The following is a 15,879-nucleotide window of genomic DNA, read 5'->3' on the forward strand; positions in this document are numbered from 1 at the left end:
CAGCTAAGGTCCCCAAATATAGCTAAGTGGGAAACGAAGTGGGAAGGCTAAAACAGTCAGGAGGTTGGCTTAGAAGCAGCCACCTTTAAAGAAAGCGTAATAGCTCACTGATCGAGTCGTCCTGCGCGGAAGATGTAACGGGGCTAAGCTATATACCGAAGCTGCGGATGCGTGCTTTGCACGCATGGTAGGAGAGCGTTCTGTAAGCCTGCGAAGGTGTCTCGGAAGGGATGCTGGAGGTATCAGAAGTGCGAATGCTGACATGAGTAGCGATAAAGGGGGTGAAAGGCCCCCTCGCCGTAAGCCCAAGGTTTCCTACGCAACGTTCATCGGCGTAGGGTGAGTCGGCCCCTAAGGCGAGGCAGAAATGCGTAGCTGATGGGAAGCAGGTCAATATTCCTGCACCATTGTTAGATGCGATGGGGGGACGGATCGCGGAAGGTTGTCCGGGTGTTGGAAGTCCCGGTCGCTGCATTGGAGAAGGCGCTTAGGCAAATCCGGGCGCAGGATTCAAGGGTGTGGCGCGAGCTCCTTAGGGAGCGAAGCAATTGGAAGTGGTTCCAAGAAAAGCCTCTAAGCTTCAGTCTAACGATGACCGTACCGCAAACCGACACAGGTGGGCGAGATGAGTATTCTAAGGCGCTTGAGAGAACTCGGGAGAAGGAACTCGGCAAATTGGTACCGTAACTTCGGGATAAGGTACGCCCTTGTAGCTTGATGCCCCTGCGGGCAAAGGGTGAAGGGGTTGCAATAAACTGGTGGCTGCGACTGTTTAATAAAAACACAGCACTCTGCAAACACGAAAGTGGACGTATAGGGTGTGACGCCTGCCCGGTGCCGGAAGATTAAATGATGGGGTGCAAGCTCTTGATTGAAGTCCCGGTAAACGGCGGCCGTAACTATAACGGTCCTAAGGTAGCGAAATTCCTTGTCGGGTAAGTTCCGACCTGCACGAATGGCGTAACGATGGCCACACTGTCTCCTCCCGAGACTCAGCGAAGTTGAAGTGTTTGTGATGATGCAATCTACCCGCGGCTAGACGGAAAGACCCCATGAACCTTTACTGTAGCTTTGCATTGGACTTTGAACCGATCTGTGTAGGATAGGTGGGAGGCTATGAAACCGGAACGCTAGTTTCGGTGGAGCCGTCCTTGAAATACCACCCTGGTTTGTTTGAGGTTCTAACCTTGGCCCGTGATCCGGGTCGGGGACAGTGCATGGTAGGCAGTTTGACTGGGGCGGTCTCCTCCCAAAGCGTAACGGAGGAGTACGAAGGTACGCTAGGTACGGTCGGAAATCGTGCTGATAGTGCAATGGCATAAGCGTGCTTAACTGCGAGACCGACAAGTCGAGCAGGTGCGAAAGCAGGTCATAGTGATCCGGTGGTTCTGTATGGAAGGGCCATCGCTCAACGGATAAAAGGTACTCTGGGGATAACAGGCTGATACCGCCCAAGAGTTCATATCGACGGCGGTGTTTGGCACCTCGATGTCGGCTCATCTCATCCTGGGGCTGTAGCCGGTCCCAAGGGTATGGCTGTTCGCCATTTAAAGAGGTACGTGAGCTGGGTTTAAAACGTCGTGAGACAGTTTGGTCCCTATCTGCCGTGGGCGTTGGATATTTGAAGGGGGCTGCTCCTAGTACGAGAGGACCGGAGTGGACGAACCTCTGGTGTACCGGTTGTCACGCCAGTGGCATCGCCGGGTAGCTATGTTCGGAAGAGATAACCGCTGAAAGCATCTAAGCGGGAAACTCGCCTTAAGATGAGATATCCCTGGGGACTAGATCCCCTTGAAGGGTCGTTCGAGACCAGGACGTTGATAGGTCAGGTGTGTAAGCGCAGTAATGCGTTCAGCTAACTGATACTAATTGCCCGTAAGGCTTGATCCTATAACAAGTCTGTTTCGCGCTGGATAGCGCGTCGGACGGGTTGGATTCTCGTGTGTGCGATACACACAACTCAAAAAATTACTGCTTCTTCCAAGATTGGTTGTGCTGCGAAGCCAGCGCAACAACCCTCTTTGCCTGATGACCATAGCGAGTCGGTCCCACCCCTTCCCATCCCGAACAGGACCGTGAAACGACTCTACGCCGATGATAGTGCGGATTCCCGTGTGAAAGTAGGTAATCGTCAGGCTCCCTAAGCCGAGAACCCCCGCCCGAAAGGCGGGGGTTTTTGCATTGGAGCGGCGGAAACGCAGGTGAGCGATCCGAGCGCCCAATGTCTCCAAGCCGCTTCGCAGAGTGCTGACCTATGGTCGATCCTGCCAACCCATGCCCATGCCCATGCCCATCCCGGAACGAAACGACGCGATTTGATACGATCGAAGTGTCGTCGTCGGCACGTCCGTGCCGGCATTCGCGTTCGAAGCTGGGCTTGATGGAGAGGGCGGGGCAATGAATATCGGTGACGCGTCACGGGAATCCGGCGTCAGTGCAAAAATGATCCGGTACTACGAACAAGTCGGCCTGCTGGCGCCGAGCAAGCGTAGCGACGCCGGATACCGGATCTACGGTCCGGACGAAGTCCATATCCTGCGCTTCATTCGTCAGGCGCGACGGCTCGGCTTCCTTGTCGAGGATATCCGCAAGCTGCTGATGCTCTGGCAAGACCGCTCCCGAGCGAGCGCCGAAGTGAAGTCGATCGCCCTCGAGCACGTGGCCGAACTCGACAAGCGAATCGCGGAATTGAGCGCCATGCGCAACACGCTGGCCGACCTGGCCGCGCACTGCCATGGTGACGGACGCCCGGAATGCCCGATTTTGGCGCGTTTGGCGGATCCGGTCGGTGAGCCAGATTAGTGCATGCCCTCGAGGCCAAACTGGGCGTCAAGTCAATCTCTATAAAAATCAATGAGTTGGATGTGATGCTTCAAAATCCATTCCGAATAGGAATGGTTTCCATGCAAGTATTTCACTAGCATCTTGGTGCAGCATCGCTATAATTCGGGATAACCCTATACGGGAAATCCCTGAATCTCGATTCGCCAGGGGTCCCCCCTTCCTTGGAGAACGTCATGATCGCCTACATCGTTGAAAAGCTGAGCAACTGGTTCGAATCCGCAGAGCGTGAGCGCCGTGAGGCTTACCTCGCCACGTCGTCGGACATCGTCCAGCTCGAGAGCCGTATCCGCTCGCTCGAAACCAACGGCTACTCGCTGTAATCGGAGTCCCCGTCAGGTGCCGTGTGGCACCGAGCGAAAAGCAAGCCCCGTATTGACGGGGCTTTGTTTTTTTGTGCGTCGGATCTGGTGAAATCGGTGCTGCAGCGCTATGGTATGGACCTGCTTTTGAACCGGAAGAATACGACCATGCGCTTGCGTCTCGATGTGCGTTCCGTTCCCCGTACGCGCCTCGCTCTGGGCGTTGCGGTGCTCGTCCACTGCGTCGCGGCGGGTGCCGCGACCGCATCCAGGCCGCTGATTCTCGACACGCAACACGGCATTCAGGACGGCAAGGGAGGCCTGGTGTTGCAAACCGCGCCGCTGTCGTCCGAGCCGATCGTCGAACCGGCGGGCATGCGAACGCCGGCCGGGCAGACGCCGAATGCGTCGGTTCCGCTGTTCGTCGCGCCGTATATCAATGTCCCCGGCTGGGGAACGTCACCGGCCAATCAGCCACGCCCCACGCCGCGACCGCAGCCCTAACTGCGGCCGGCCCGCTCAGTTGCCGCGTTGCTCGATCTGGCACCGCGCGCCGCTATCCTGCCCGAGTCGTTCCACGAGGTAGGGCAGCGCTTCGTTCATGCTCTGCGCGAGGGTGTAGGGCGGGTTCAGGATGAACATTCCGCTGCCATAGAGGCCCAGTCCGTCCTCAGGCGGGTTCGATACCGTCAACGTCAGGTGCAGCCAGTTGTTCGGCTGCAGACGCTTCAGTTGTTCCGGAAAGCGCTGCGACTCCACTCGCGCGACCTGCGGATACCAGATCGCGTAGCAACCCGTCGCGAAGCGCTTCAGGCATTCCGTGACGCACGTGATGGTCCGCGCATAGTCCTTCTTGTCCTCGTAGGACGGATCGATCAGCACGAGCGCGCGGCGCGGCGCCGGCGGCAGCAATGCCTTGATACCCTCGAAGCCGTCGCCGGCGAAGATCATCGCGCGTCGCCCCGCATCGCGAAAGTTGTGACGCAGCACGTCGATTTCCGTCGTGTGCATTTCGAACAGACGCATCCGGTCCTGCTCGCGCATGGATCGCCAGGCAAGATACGGGGAGCCCGGATAGAACTGCAGCTCGCCGTCGTCGTTCAGCGCGCGCACTTCGTCGATGTAATCGCCCAGCGCTTCAGGCAGGTTCTTGTCGTTCCACAGCGGGCCGATGCCGGTATCGAATTCAGCGGTCTTGGCGGCGTAGCCATCGCGCAGCGAGTACACGCCGGCGCCGGCGTGCGTATCGATGTACCAGTACGACTTGTCCTTCTTGTTCAGGTAGCGCAGCAGCTGGACGACGACGGCGTGCTTGAGCACGTCCGCGTGATTGCCTGCGTGAAAACCGTGACGATAACTGAGCATGGCTGGCTGCCTGGAACGAAAAGATGAAACGATGAAAACGGACGATCGCGCGCGGCTGATGCGCCGGGCGCCGATGGGCCGCGTATTGTACGCGAGTGGCCGTGAGTCGCCTTATTCGTATGCGTCGCCGACTACCTCCTCGATGCGTTGCTTGACCTCCGGCGTCAGCTTTGCGACGACGTCGAGCGCGCGCATGTTGTCGCCGATCTGTTCGAGCCGCGATGCGCCCGTAATCACCGAGCTTACGCGCGGATTAGCGAGCACCCATGCGATGGCGAGCTGGCCGGTGCTGCAGCCGAGTTCGGCCGCGATCTCGCCGAGCCGCTCGACGACTTCGTTGCTGGCCGGATCCGTCAGCCGGTCGCGGAGCCAGTCGTAGCCTTGCAGTTGCGCGCGGCTGTCGGGTGGCACGCCGTTGCGGTACTTGCCGGTGAGCAACCCCGATGCCAGCGGGCTCCAGGTCGTGAGACCCATGCCGTAGTCGTCGTAGAGTCGCGCATATTCCTGTTCGACCCGGGTACGGTGGAACAGGTTGTACTGCGGCTGCTCGACGACCGGCTTGTGCAGATGATGCCGTTCGGCAATTTCGTATGCGGCGCGAATCTCGTCGGCGCTCCATTCGGACGTGCCCCAGTACAGTGCCTTGCCGCGCACGATCATGTCGCTCATCGCCCAGACGGTTTCCTCGATCGGCGTGTTCGGATCCGGGCGATGGCAATAGGCGAGGTCGACGTAGTCGAGCTGCAGCCGATGCAGCGAGCCGTCGATGGCGTTCAGCAGATATTTCCGGTTGAGCGTGTGGTACTGGTTCGGCGCTTCCGCGAGTCCCCAGAAGAACTTCGTCGATACCAGATAGCTGATACGCGGCCAGCCGAGCGACTTCAGGGCCTGCCCCATGATTTCCTCCGACTTTCCGCCCGCGTAGACCTCCGCGTTGTCGAAGAAATTGACGCCGGCATCGCGGGCCGCCGCGAGGCACTCGCGGGCGACCCGCTGGTCGACCTGATTGCCGTACGTGACCCACGAACCGAGCGAAAGTGCGCTGACCTGCAGGCCGGAGCGGCCTAGTCGTCGATAGTGCATGTGAATCTCCCGCGATCCGAAACCGACCTTAAGCTTAGACGTTTTGCGCGCGAACGGCGGGGCCGATCGTGCACAATAGCGGCTGGCCCGCGTGCATGACCGCGCGACGAAAGCGGACGCACGGGCGCGCTTTTTGGATCCGATAACGGAAGGAGACGGACATGGCAGCAGATCTGAGCGGCAAGACCGCAGTCGTCACGGGCGCCGCAAGCGGCATCGGCAAGGAAATCGCGCTCGAACTCGCGAAAGCGGGCGCGGCCGTCGCGATCGCCGACCTGAACCAGGACGGCGCGAACGCGGTTGCCGACGAGATCAACAAGGCAGGCGGCAAGGCAATCGGCGTCGCGATGGACGTGACCAACGAGGACGCGGTCAACAGCGGCATCGACAAGGTGGCCGAAGCGTTCGGCTCGATCGACATCCTCGTGTCGAACGCCGGCATCCAGATCGTCAACCCGATCGAGAACTACTCGTTCTCCGACTGGAAGAAGATGCAGGCGATCCACGTCGACGGCGCGTTCCTGACGACCAAGGCCTCGCTCAAGCACATGTACAAGGACGATCGCGGCGGCGTCGTGATCTACATGGGTTCGGTGCACTCGCACGAAGCGTCGCCGCTGAAGTCGGCGTACGTGACGGCCAAGCACGGCCTGCTTGGCCTGGCACGCGTGCTGGCGAAGGAAGGCGCGAAGCACAACGTGCGCTCGCACGTGGTGTGTCCGGGCTTCGTGCGTACGCCGCTGGTCGACAAGCAGATTCCGGAGCAGGCGAAGGAGTTGGGGATCAGCGAAGAGGACGTGATCAAGAAGGTGATGCTCGGCAACACGGTCGACGGCGTGTTCACGACGGTGCAGGACGTTGCACAGACGGTGCTGTTCCTGTCGGCATTCCCGAGCGCTGCGCTCACCGGCCAGTCGTTCGTCGTCAGCCACGGCTGGTTCATGCAGTAACGCATGCCGACAAGCCGGCCGGCGTAAAAAAACGCGCTCCGGGGAGCGCGTTTTTTATTTCGACAGGGCGGCCCGGTGACGGCGGCCGCCTTTCGATACCGATTTACTTCAGGACAGCTGCGACGGCGTTGGCGACGGCGTCGAGGTTGCGCGTGTTCAGCGCTGCGACGCAGATGCGGCCGGTGCCGACTGCGTAGATGCCAAACTCTTCGCGCAGGCGATCGACTTGCGCCGAGGTCAGGCCCGAATACGAGAACATCCCGCGCTGCGCGTTGATGAAGCTGAAGTCGCGATCGACGCCGCTTGCCTTCAGGCGCTCGACGAGGCCGTTGCGCATCGAGCGGATACGGTCGCGCATTTCGCCGAGTTCCTGCACCCACGAAGCGTGCAGTTCCGGCGATGCCAGCACGGCTGCGACGACTGCGCCACCGTGGGTCGGCGGGTTCGAGTAGTTCGTGCGAATCACGCGCTTCAGTTGCGACAGCACGCGCGTCGCCTCTTCCTTGCTCGACGTGATGATCGACAGCGCGCCGACGCGTTCGCCGTACAGCGAGAACGACTTCGAGAACGACGACGACACGAATGCATTCAGGTCGGCCGCGGCAAACAGACGCACGGCAGCGGCGTCAGCCTCGACGTTCTCGCCGAAGCCCTGATAGGCAATGTCGAGGAACGGCACGAGGTTGCGTGCCTTCACGACGTCGACGACTTGCTGCCATTGCGCTTCGGTCAGGTCCACGCCGGTCGGGTTGTGGCAGCACGCGTGCAGCACGACGATCGTGCCGGCTGCGTAGCCGTTCAGTGCCGACAGCATGCCTTCGAAGTTCACGCCGTTGGTCGCGGCGTCGTAATACGGGTAGGCGACGACTTCGAAGCCGGCCGCTTCGAACAGCGCGCGGTGGTTTTCCCAGCTCGGATCGCTGATCGCGACCTTCGCGTTCGGGTTCACGGTGCGCAGGAAATCGGCGCCGATCTTCAGCGCGCCCGTGCCGCCCAGTGCCTGCGCCGTGACCACGCGGCCTGCGGCGATCAGCGGCGAATCGTTGCCGAGCAGCAGCTTCTGCACGGCTGCATCGTAGGCGGCGATCCCGTCGATCGGCAGGTAGCCGCGCGGCAGACCGGCGTCGACACGTGCCTTCTCCGCTTCGCGCACGGCGCGCAGCAGCGGGATCTTGCCTTCTTCGTTCGTGTACACGCCGACGCCGAGGTTGACCTTGGTCGGACGCGCGTCGGCGTTGAAAGCTTCGTTCAGGCCCAGGATCGGGTCGCGGGGAGCAAGCTGGACAGCGGAGAAGAGCGACATGATGATTCGGCAGTAGTGAAAAGAGGGTCAGGCTTTCAGCCGGCGGGGCGGGCGCAGCGGACCGCGCGCCAACGGCACGGCGCCGGAAAGCGCAGCAGCCTGATATTGTAGCGAATTCACGATGCGCGGGGCGGTGATTGCGCGGCAAATCGCGATTCCGGACGACGGCCGTGCGTCAGTAGCCGTCAGCGGTCCGTCCAGCCGCGAAGCGCTAGAATAGTTTTTTTGCCCTCGCTCCGGCCGCACTCCATGTCCGAACATCACGCCGAAGTCGGCGACGCGCTCGACGAATCGAAATTCGTGACCTTCGAAGGGTCGCCATTCCAGCTGTATCAACCGTATCCGCCCGCAGGCGACCAGCCGACCGCGATCGAAACGCTCGTCGAAGGCGTCGGCGACGGCCTTGCATTCCAGACGTTGCTCGGCGTGACCGGCTCGGGCAAGACCTTCACGATGGCCAACACGATCGCGCGGCTCGGCCGCCCGGCGATCGTGTTCGCGCCGAACAAGACGCTCGCGGCGCAGCTCTACGCGGAATTCCGCGAGTTCTTCCCGCGCAACGCGGTCGAATATTTCGTCTCGTACTACGACTATTACCAGCCGGAAGCGTACGTGCCGCAGCGCGACCTGTTCATCGAGAAGGACTCGTCGATCAACGAGCACATCGAGCAGATGCGGCTGTCGGCGACGAAGAGCCTGATGGAGCGTCGCGACGTGGTGATCGTTGCGACGGTGTCCGCGATCTACGGTATCGGCAACCCGTCCGAGTACCACCAGATGATCCTGACGCTGCGCACGGGCGACAAGCTCGGCCAGCGCGACGTGATCGCGCGGCTGATCGCGATGCAGTACTCGCGCAACGAACAGGACTTCCAGCGCGGCACGTTCCGCGTGCGCGGCGACACGATCGACATCTTCCCGGCCGAACACGCGGAGATGGCCGTGCGCGTCGAGCTGTTCGACGACGAGGTCGAGACGCTGCAACTGTTCGACCCGCTGACCGGGCGCGTGCGGCAGAAGATTCCGCGCTTCACCGTCTATCCGTCGTCGCACTACGTAACGCCGCGCGACACCGTGATGCGCGCGGTCGAGACGATCAAGGACGAATTGCGCGAGCGCCTCGAGTTCTTCCACCGCGACGGCAAGCTCGTCGAGGCGCAGCGCCTCGAACAGCGCACGCGCTTCGACCTCGAGATGCTGCAGGAACTCGGCTTCTGCAAGGGCATCGAGAACTATTCGCGGCATTTCTCGGGCGCGGCGCCCGGCGATCCGCCGCCGACCCTCGTCGACTACCTGCCGCCCGACGCGTTGATGCTGCTCGACGAATCGCACGTGCTGATCGGCCAGTTGAACGGGATGTACAACGGCGACCGCGCGCGCAAGGAGAACCTCGTCAACTACGGCTTCCGGCTGCCGTCCGCACTGGACAACCGGCCGCTCAAGTTCCCGGAGTTCGAGCGCAAGATGCGCCAGGTGGTGTTCGTGTCGGCGACGCCGGCCGACTACGAACAGCGCGTGACGGGGCAGATCGCCGAGCAGGTGGTGCGGCCGACCGGGCTCGTCGATCCGGAAATCGAAGTGCGGCCGGCGAGCTCGCAGGTCGACGACGTGCTGACCGAGATCAACGCGCGCGTGAACGCCGGCGAGCGTGTGCTGATCACGACGCTGACGAAGCGGATGGCCGAGCAGCTCACCGAGTTCCTGGCCGACCACGGCGTCAAGGTGCGCTACCTGCACAGCGACATCGACACGGTGGAGCGGGTCGAGATCATCCGCGACCTGCGGCTCGGCACGTTCGACGTGCTGGTCGGGATCAACCTGCTGCGCGAAGGCCTCGACATTCCCGAAGTGTCGCTCGTCGCGATCCTCGACGCGGACAAGGAAGGCTTCCTGCGCGCCGAGCGCTCGCTGATCCAGACGATCGGCCGGGCGGCCCGCAACGTGAACGGCAAGGCGATTCTGTATGCCGACAACATGACCGAGTCGATGAAGCGCGCGATCGGCGAAACCGAGCGGCGTCGTGCGAAGCAGATCGCGCACAACGAGAAGATGGGGATCACGCCGCGCGGCGTGGTGAAGCGCATCAAGGACATCATCGACGGCGTCTACAACGCCGACGACGCGCGGGCGGAGCTGAAGGAAGCGCAGCAGCGCGCGAAATTCGAGGACATGTCGGAAAAGCAGATCGCGAAGGAAATCAAGCGCCTCGAAAAGCAGATGGCCGATTACGCGAAGAACCTGGAGTTCGAGAAGGCTGCGGCCACCCGCGACCAGCTTGCGCTGCTGCGCGAACGCGTATTTGGCGCGAACGTGGGCGACCACGTCAGCGGCGGCCGGTAAATCTTTCCAAACATCACCGAAGCCTTCCGGTAACGCTGTTGTAAGCCTTATGAGATCAGGGGTTTACGCGGGGCCCCGTTTGTTCCGGAAGCCGTTCAGTGCTAAACTCCACAAGTATTGAGAATAGTTCGCATTAACGTTCTTCGTTGCGTTAGTGTTTTCAGTGCGGCGTCCGGGAGGGCGGCGTGCAGGTCGTCAGACAAATAACAAGGAGTGTCCATGTTGGGTTCTTCGTTCATCCGCACGTCGGTTGCGGTAGCGGCGGCGCTTGCCGCGATGTCGGCCTCGGCGGCCGAATATCCGATCGGCAAGCAGCAGATCCAGGGCGGCATGGAAATCGGCGCGGTGTACCTGCAGCCGATCACGATGGATCCGGAAGGGATGATGCGCAAGGCGTCGGATTCCGACGTCCACCTCGAGGCCGATATCCACGCGGTCAAGAACAACCCGACGGGTTTCGCGGAAGGCGACTGGATGCCGTACCTGCAGGTCACGTACAAGCTGACGAAGCAGGGCGACACGAAGTGGAAGGCCGAAGGCGACCTGATGGCGATGGTGGCGAGCGACGGCCCGCACTATGGCGACAACGTGAAGCTGGCCGGCCCCGGCAAGTACCACCTGACGATGACCGTCAAGCCGCCGATGCAATCGGGCCACATGGCGTTTGGCCGCCACGTCGACAAGGAAACGGGCGTGGGCCCGTGGTTCAAGCCCATCACCCTCGAATACGACTTCCCGTTCGCCGGCATCGGCAAGAAGGGCGGGTACTGATCGGTGGCATCACGGACGGCGCGCCCAGGCGCGCCGTCGGCGTAGAGAACCCAGAATGAAATTTCCCCAGAAAATCGCCGCCGCAGCCGCCGTGCTGTGGCTCGCCGGCGCGGCGCATGCCGCCGATCTGCCGACGTTCAAGCTCGAGATGACGGACGGCAAGCTGAACCCCGCCCGCATCGAAGTGCCGGCAGGCCAGCGCTTCAAGATCGAGATCAAGAATACCGGCAAGGGTGCCGCCGAATTCGAGAGCGTGCAGTTGCGCAAGGAGAAGGTGCTTGCGCCGGGCGCCGATTCGTTCGTGGTCGTCGCCCCGCTGTCGCCGGGCGAATACAAGTTTTTCGACGATTTTCACCAGCAGGCACAGGGCGTGATCGTCGCGAAGTAACGCGTTTTATCTGCGTGCGGACGCACGAGTGCCTTGCCCCGCACGTCAGGAGGATTCAATGGGTCAGATCTTGTTCATCGTCTGGCGGGAGAGCGTCGAAGCGCTGCTCGTCGTCGGCATCCTCTATGCATGGCTGAAGAACGGCGACGACGATGCGCGTCGCGGCCTGCCTTATCTGTGGACCGGTGTCGCGCTCGGCTTGCTGATGGCCGTCGGCCTCGGCGCCGCGCTCGTCGGCTTTACCGAAGTACTGTCCGGCGATGCGCAGGACTATTTCCAGACCGCGATGGTGCTGATCGCGTGCGTGCTGATCGTGCAGATGGTGCTGTGGATGCGCCGGCACGGCCGCACGCTCAAGCGCGACATGGAGCACTCGCTGCAGCAGAGCACGCGCGATTCGAACTGGTGGGGCGTCGGGGTGCTGGTCGCACTCGCGATCGCCCGCGAAGGCAGCGAGACGGTGATCTTCCTGTACGGCCTCGGGTTCGGCCAGTCGGGGCACGTGGACGGCAGCCAGATGCTTGCGGTCGTGATCGGCCTGGGCCTCGCGTTCCTCACGTTCTATTTGCTGCAGCTCGGCGGCAAGTACTTCTCTTGGCGGCATTTCTTCCGCGTGACCGAAATCATGCTGTTGTTCCTGGGCGCGGGCCTGTTCCAGACGGGCGTTGACAAGCTGATCGACAAGGAAATCCTGCCGCTCGGCATTTCGCAGGTGTGGGATACGTCCGGGATCCTCGATGATTCGAGCACGTTCGGCTCGCTCGTCGCCACGCTGACGGGCTACCGCGCACATCCGGCGCTGACCAACCTGATCGCGTATGCGGTGTACTGGGCGGTCGTGTGGCTGCTGATGAAGCGCGCGAGCCGCCGTCCGGCCGTTACCGCGGGCCGCACGGCATGAGCGTTGTCGCCGCAGCCAAGCCGGGCTGGCTCGCGCAGGCCGGCCAGTGGATGCAGCGCCACGGCGCGGTGATCCGCGGCATCCAGTGGGTCGTCGTCGGCGTCTATGCGTTCCTGATCATCGTGCCGGCGGTGTTGCCGCTGCCGGATGATTCCGCGCACCTGTGGAGCAATCTCACGCTGATTGCGCAGTTCGTGTTCTGGGGCATCTGGTGGCCGTTCGTGCTGCTGTCGATGGTGATGCTCGGCCGCGTCTGGTGTGGCGTGCTGTGTCCGGAGGGCGCGCTGACCGAATATGCGAGCAAGTTCGGCCGCGGCCGCGCGATTCCGCGCTGGATGCGGTGGGGCGGCTGGCCGTTCGTCGCGTTCGGGCTCACGACGATCTACGGGCAGATGGTCAGCGTGTACCAGTATCCGCTCGCGGTACTGTTCGTGCTCGGCGGCTCGACCGTCGGCGCGATCGTGATCGGCTTGCTGTATGGCCGCGAGAAGCGCGTATGGTGCAAGTACCTGTGCCCGGTCAACGGCGTGTTCGGGCTGCTGTCGCGGCTCGCGCCGATGCGCTACAAGGTCGACGAGGACGCGTGGCGCCGCTCGTACAAGAACGGCGAACACGGCCATCGCGTGATTCCGATCAACTGCGCGCCGCTCGTGCCGTTGCGCAGCATGAAGGGCGCGGCGTCGTGTCATATGTGCGGCCGCTGCAGCGGGCATCGCGATGCGATCTCGCTGTCGTTGCGCTCGCCGTCCGACGAAGTTGTGAACCTTGGCGCGCAGCAGGCGAATCCGTGGGACACGGCACTGATCCTGTACGGCCTGCTCGGCGTCGCGATCGGCGCGTTCCACTGGACCGTCAGCCCGTGGTTCGTGCAGATCAAGCAGTGGCTCGCGGGCTGGCTGATCGATCGCGACATCACGTGGCCGCTCGAGACCAATGCGCCGTGGTTCCTGCTCACGCATTACCCGGATCGCAACGACGTGTTTTCGTGGCTCGACGGCGGCCTGATCGTCAGCTACATCGTCGGGACGGGGCTCGTGTACGGCACGGCGCTGCTCGTGCTGCTGGCCGGCGCGACGCTGATGCTCGGCCGCTTCGATCGCGTGCGTCTCCATCATCTCGCACAGGCGTTGATCCCGATCGCCGGCGCGGGCGTGTTCCTCGGACTGTCGGCGACGACGCTGTCGCTGCTGCGGGCCGAACACGTGCCGCTCGGCTGGGCGACGGACGTGCGCATCGCGATTCTGATCGGCGCCAATATATGGAGCGCCTGGCTCGCATGGAAAGTGACGGGGCGCTATGCGGCGTGGCCGCGCCGACTGGCTGCATTCGCATGTTTCGCGGCCGGCCTCGCCGTCATCGACAGTGCGTGGTGGCTGATGTTCTGGGGTTTCTGATGCAGCATTGACGGCCTTGCGGCCGTCGCGCGCCGCAGCCGGTGGAGGCGGTTCTGCCACCGGCTCCCGAGTGCTCAACAAACAGCAGGGCGGATGGGCCGCTTGTTTTTCCGCGCTCGGGCCGCCCAAACAAAAAAGCGACACGTCTTTCGACGTGTCGCTTTTTTTCTTCCTTGTGCGAGAACCAAAAAAAGTGGCTTGGCTTGCTGCAACGGCTGCTTGAGTGTGTTTGCACGAAGGGGTCTAGATCTCGCGTGCAAGCCGTTGCGCTGGCTACTGCCCAACACCTCTCAGGGAGGTGGTCCCCACAATACTCTGTCGTTACTTCGTCAGGATCAGCTTGCCGAGCCGCGTGGCGCGCAGCTGATAAGTCTCTCCGTTATGCGCGATGCTGATGTGGCTGTGGCCTTGCAGCAGCGCATCGCTGCTGAGGACCCGGGTGCCTGCATCGCGGCTTGCGGCCGGCTTCGCCGGCGTCGTGACCGCTGCCGTCTTTTGACGGTTGGCGCCTGCGGTGCCGGTCGGGCGGCGCAAGGTCAGCGTGGTCGGGCGCGTGGTGTCGGTCATTCGGTTGATCGGTGACTGTCGATACGATGGAATGAATTCTAAATGATAATTATTCCCATTTACAAAACTCTTTCTTGATCGAAATCGCCAACCTGATAGTCTGAGTCAAAGGGCGGCCCATCGACCGCCCGGCGCGTCAGTGCAGCGGTTCCGGGTCCTTGCGGCCCTGTGCGTATTCGCGGATCAGGCGCACCGTGTCGATGTCCGACGTGCGATACGCTTCCTTGACGATGCCGTGCGTCTGGCGCGCTTCCTCGCTGTCGTCCGTGACGGTCAGCGTGGTGCGGTATTCGAAGCGCAGGAACAGCTCGTGGTCGTCGCGCTCCTCGATCGTCATCGTCAACGAGCCGCCGATTTCGCCGCCCGCTGCGTGGATGTCGTAGCGCACTTGCTGGTTCGGCGTGAACGTCACGCGATCGCGCACGGTCGCATGGCCGTAATGCAGTTCGCGTTCGAGCGTCGTGTCCGTTCGTTCGTGGACGACGCAGCTGTCGAGGCCGATCAGGAACAGCTGCGGCTGTTCGGCGCGCAGCACGAGGCCTTCCCAGAGCTGCTCGCGGGTGAGGGACGGCACGGCCGGATCGTCGGAGTTGATCTGGATCAGATGTTCGAAGTTCAAGGGGACGGGTTCCTTCTGGTGGCGGACAGCCACATGGTTCAAGAAGTCATTGTGACGCAAAACGAGCCGTTTCGCGGCACCTGCGTCCCCGATCGGGCGTCACGCTTCGATGCGTCCCATGCGGCCGGTCTGGTAGTCGACGACGGCTTGCCGGATCTCTTCCTCGGTATTCATCACGAACGGCCCGTAGCGGACGATCGGCTCGTTGAGCGGTACGCCGCCGATCAGCAGCAGGTCGAGCGGCGTGTCGCCGGCTTCGAACGTCGCCGTGTCGCCGTCGTCGCCGTAGACCACCATGTGCCGTGCATCGACAAGCTGCCTGTCGGGCCCGTAGCGGCCCGCGCCATCGAGCGGGTAGGCGAATACGCGATAGCCTGCCGGCACCGGCTGGGAGACCGATGCGCCCGGTTGCAGCGTGAAATGCTGGTAGAGGATCGGGGTGTGCGTCTCGATCGCCGCGCGTACGCCGAATGCCTCGCCGGCGATCACGCGGACGTGCGCGCGACCGTCCGGCGACGTGGCGCTCGGGATGCGGTCGGCCGACATCTCCTGGTAGCGCGGCGCGATCAGCTTGTCGCGCCGCGGCAGGTTCACCCACAGCTGGAAGCCGTGCGAGCGTCCGCCTGCCTGGGCGAACGCCGGGTCCGGCATCTCGCTGTGCACGACGCCGGCGCCGGCGGTCATCCACTGCACGTCGCCGGGCCCGAGCGTGCCGGCATGGCCGGCCGAGTCGCGATGCTGAAAGTGCCCGTCGAGCACGTAGGTCACGGTCTCGAAGCCGCGATGCGGATGGTCGGGTGCGCCCTTGGCTTCGCCGGGCGCGTAGTCGACGGGACCCATTTCGTCGAGCAGCAGGAACGGATCGAAATCCATCAGCAGCCGGGTCGGAAACGGACGGTGAACCACGAAGCCGCCGCCTTCGGTCGTGCGAAGGGCGGGGTAGGTGCGGTCAAGCGAGCGAGCGGTCGTCATGCAGAAGCCCTCGATGTCATCGGAATAGCGTTATTTTTGAAACATAGCGCTATTATATTGGGCGTTTTACGGTCCGATTTGCG

Annotated in this window: 15 protein-coding genes and 2 rRNA genes; 11 read left to right on the forward strand and 6 right to left on the reverse strand. The window is 62.5% G+C overall.

The features are described 5' to 3' along the window. From BX604_RS33175 to BX604_RS33195, 5 genes are all read left to right on the forward strand, one after another. Positions 1-1,890 (forward strand): 23S ribosomal RNA (locus BX604_RS33175); the annotation flags it as partial. A gap of 134 nt (positions 1,891-2,024) precedes the next feature. Beyond that, positions 2,025-2,137 (forward strand): 5S ribosomal RNA (rrf, locus tag BX604_RS33180). Positions 2,138-2,397: 260 nt separating this feature from the next. Then, a complete protein-coding gene (gene cueR, locus BX604_RS33185) occupies positions 2,398-2,802 on the forward strand; it encodes a Cu(I)-responsive transcriptional regulator (protein ID WP_098555255.1) in 405 nt (134 codons plus the stop codon). Positions 2,803-3,017: 215 nt separating this feature from the next. Further along, complete coding sequence (locus BX604_RS33190) at positions 3,018-3,164, forward strand: DUF3563 family protein (RefSeq protein ID WP_006478295.1); 147 nt, start codon at positions 3,018-3,020, stop codon at positions 3,162-3,164. Positions 3,165-3,278: 114 nt separating this feature from the next. Further along, positions 3,279-3,647 (forward strand): hypothetical protein, encoded by a 369-nt coding sequence (locus BX604_RS33195; RefSeq protein WP_098556522.1) that lies wholly within the window; start codon positions 3,279-3,281, stop codon positions 3,645-3,647. A gap of 15 nt (positions 3,648-3,662) precedes the next feature. Here the strand turns inward: BX604_RS33195 and BX604_RS33200 are convergent, their stop codons facing one another. After that, positions 3,663-4,508, reverse strand: coding sequence for a 23S rRNA (adenine(2030)-N(6))-methyltransferase RlmJ (locus BX604_RS33200; RefSeq protein ID WP_098555257.1), 846 nt, complete (start codon positions 4,506-4,508; stop codon positions 3,663-3,665). A 111-nt stretch (positions 4,509-4,619) separates the two neighbouring features. Next, positions 4,620-5,591, reverse strand: coding sequence for a potassium channel beta subunit family protein (locus tag BX604_RS33205; RefSeq protein WP_098555260.1), 972 nt, complete (start codon positions 5,589-5,591; stop codon positions 4,620-4,622). A gap of 161 nt (positions 5,592-5,752) precedes the next feature. Between BX604_RS33205 and BX604_RS33210 the strand changes: the two genes are divergently transcribed. Next, the gene (locus BX604_RS33210) at positions 5,753-6,541 is read left to right on the forward strand and encodes a 3-hydroxybutyrate dehydrogenase (protein ID WP_098555262.1); all 789 of its coding nucleotides are present in this window, start codon (positions 5,753-5,755) and stop codon (positions 6,539-6,541) included. Between the two features lie 103 nt (positions 6,542-6,644). Here the strand turns inward: BX604_RS33210 and BX604_RS33215 are convergent, their stop codons facing one another. Further along, positions 6,645-7,844 carry an amino acid aminotransferase gene (locus tag BX604_RS33215; protein ID WP_098555265.1) on the reverse strand — a complete coding sequence of 400 codons (1,200 nt, stop codon included), beginning with the start codon at positions 7,842-7,844 and terminating at the stop codon, positions 6,645-6,647. 249 nt (positions 7,845-8,093) lie between these two features. Between BX604_RS33215 and uvrB the strand changes: the two genes are divergently transcribed. From uvrB to BX604_RS33240, 5 genes are all read left to right on the forward strand, one after another. Beyond that, positions 8,094-10,184 carry an excinuclease ABC subunit UvrB gene (gene uvrB / locus BX604_RS33220; RefSeq protein ID WP_098555268.1) on the forward strand — a complete coding sequence of 697 codons (2,091 nt, stop codon included), beginning with the start codon at positions 8,094-8,096 and terminating at the stop codon, positions 10,182-10,184. Between the two features lie 219 nt (positions 10,185-10,403). Continuing rightward, positions 10,404-10,955: an iron transporter gene (locus tag BX604_RS33225; protein WP_096508973.1), complete on the forward strand. Its 552-nt coding sequence runs from the start codon at positions 10,404-10,406 to the stop codon at positions 10,953-10,955. Between the two features lie 55 nt (positions 10,956-11,010). Beyond that, positions 11,011-11,343, forward strand: coding sequence for a cupredoxin domain-containing protein (locus BX604_RS33230; protein WP_098555270.1), 333 nt, complete (start codon positions 11,011-11,013; stop codon positions 11,341-11,343). A 58-nt stretch (positions 11,344-11,401) separates the two neighbouring features. After that, the gene (locus tag BX604_RS33235; RefSeq protein ID WP_098555273.1) at positions 11,402-12,244 is read left to right on the forward strand and encodes an FTR1 family iron permease; all 843 of its coding nucleotides are present in this window, start codon (positions 11,402-11,404) and stop codon (positions 12,242-12,244) included. Beyond that, positions 12,241-13,638, forward strand: coding sequence for a 4Fe-4S binding protein (locus BX604_RS33240; protein WP_098556524.1), 1,398 nt, complete (start codon positions 12,241-12,243; stop codon positions 13,636-13,638). The genes BX604_RS33235 and BX604_RS33240 overlap by 4 nt, the downstream gene beginning before the upstream one ends. A gap of 321 nt (positions 13,639-13,959) precedes the next feature. Here the strand turns inward: BX604_RS33240 and hemP are convergent, their stop codons facing one another. The 3 genes from hemP to BX604_RS33260 all read right to left on the reverse strand — a co-directional run bounded on the left by hemP (position 13,960) and on the right by BX604_RS33260 (position 15,796). Further along, complete coding sequence (gene hemP, locus BX604_RS33250; RefSeq protein WP_098555278.1) at positions 13,960-14,205, reverse strand: hemin uptake protein HemP; 246 nt, start codon at positions 14,203-14,205, stop codon at positions 13,960-13,962. A gap of 136 nt (positions 14,206-14,341) precedes the next feature. After that, positions 14,342-14,824, reverse strand: a complete 483-nt coding sequence (locus BX604_RS33255; RefSeq protein WP_098555281.1) for an SRPBCC family protein — start codon at positions 14,822-14,824, stop codon at positions 14,342-14,344. 99 nt (positions 14,825-14,923) lie between these two features. Next, positions 14,924-15,796: a pirin family protein gene (locus tag BX604_RS33260; RefSeq protein ID WP_098555284.1), complete on the reverse strand. Its 873-nt coding sequence runs from the start codon at positions 15,794-15,796 to the stop codon at positions 14,924-14,926. Positions 15,797-15,879 lie beyond the last annotated feature (83 nt).

It is taken from the genome of Burkholderia sp. JKS000303, from assembly GCF_002563755.1.
Lineage (GTDB): Bacteria > Pseudomonadota > Gammaproteobacteria > Burkholderiales > Burkholderiaceae > Burkholderia > Burkholderia anthina_B.